The sequence below is a fragment of the Herbaspirillum sp. B65 genome (assembly GCF_000333555.1).
GTDB lineage: Bacteria > Pseudomonadota > Gammaproteobacteria > Burkholderiales > Burkholderiaceae_D > Herbaspirillum > Herbaspirillum rubrisubalbicans.
This window is the reverse complement of record NZ_BADI01000494.1, coordinates 1-1,537: the sequence shown is the minus strand read 5'-3', so window position 1 is coordinate 1,537 and position 1,537 is coordinate 1. Positions and strand designations below refer to the sequence as shown.

1 pseudogene is annotated in these 1,537 nt (G+C 60.4%); it reads right to left on the bottom strand.

Annotated elements, in window-relative coordinates:
* Positions 1-1,163: pseudogene (locus tag I5W_RS11915) on the bottom strand (RNA polymerase sigma factor region1.1 domain-containing protein); the annotation flags it as partial.
* Between the last annotated feature and the right edge of the window lie 374 nt (positions 1,164-1,537).

The following is a 1,537-nucleotide window of genomic DNA, read 5'->3' as shown; positions in this document are numbered from 1 at the left end:
CGACCTTGATCTCATCCTTGGAGATGCGGTCAGCCGCAGCCAGGATCTCGGCGATCGTGGTCGGGCAGGCGGAGATGGCCTGGATCATGTCCTTCAGGCCGTCTTCGATGCGCTTGGCGATTTCAATTTCGCCTTCGCGGGTCAGCAGTTCGACCGAACCCATTTCACGCATGTACATGCGCACCGGGTCGGTGGTACGGCCGAAATCGGAATCGACGGTCGACAGTGCAGCTTCGGCTGCGGCTTCGGCGTCATCATCGCTGGCCACGTTGGCCACGTTGTCCGACAGCAGCAGGGTTTCCGCATCAGGAGCGTGCTCGTAGACCGAGATGCCCATGTCGCTGAAGGTACCGATGATGCCTTCGATGGCTTCCGGATCGACGATGTTTTCCGGCAGGTGGTCGTTGATTTCCGAGAAGGTCAGGAAACCACGTTCCTTGCCCAGCTTGATCAGGGTCTTGAGCTTCTGGCGACGGCGCTCCAGCTCTTCTTCGCTGGCTTCGGTGTCGGAAGAGAAAGCGTCCTTCAGCAAGGCCTTTTCCTTGGCCTTGCGATCCTTGGCCTTGGCCTTGTCGGCGGCCTTCAGTTCGGTACGCTCGATGGTGTTCAGTGCGGCAACTTCATCGCTCTCGGGCTGGAATTCCTTGGGCTTGCGGCCACGGCGGCCCGGCACCTTGACGCTCGGCAGCACATAGCCCGACGTGTCGATGGCTGCCAGGGCAGCGGCATCAGTGGTTTGGTTACGCTCGACGCAGCAGTCGCGCTGACGTCTTTGCCTTCCACCTGTGCGCTTTGGTGGTCTTGGCGTCCTTGGTTTCGGGTTTCTTGGGGGTCACGGAAGTCTTCGTCGCTTTCACAGAAACCGCTTGTTCGGCGGCTGAGGGTAACTTGTTGGCTGGCGTTGCAGTCGCTTTGGGCGATGCGGCGCGGGCCGGCTTGGCGGCAGTTGTCTGGGCTGCCGTCTTNTTCGGCGTCGCTGCTGCTGCAGTCTTGGCCGTGGGTTTTACGGTGACAGCAGCCTTCGCCGTCCCCTTGACTGGCGATTTGGCGGCTACCGCCTGGGTGGTCTTGGCCGCAGCGGTCGATTTTACCGCCGCTGCCGTCTTGCTGCTCTTTGCCGACGCTGCTGGAGTTTTCGCGGGTTTCTTCATTGCATTTGCCATAGAATCAACTGCCAATTGAGAATTCACTCATTGCGCCAATCAAGTCATGCTAATGATGCAACTCCGGTACCGGTTGCCCGGTAGACTCCGGCTGCACGCGCAACGTTCCTTTTTCCGGCGGGCCATCGATCGCGTGCAGCAGGCAGTCGTGCCGCTTGCAATCCGGCAGCGATACCGCTGTCTGCCGTCCCTCCCCCCGATGCGCCGGGGTGAAGGCATGTCGCCGCAGGGTGGGGATGCAAGAGCCATCCGGCGGAACTAAAGCCCTCTATTATAGCACAGATGGGGCTCTTTTCCCTGGGATCAAGCCGCGATATTCGGCCATTCGCCAGCGATCCGGTGCGTAAACACGACAATTTGCAGTGCTTACGGCG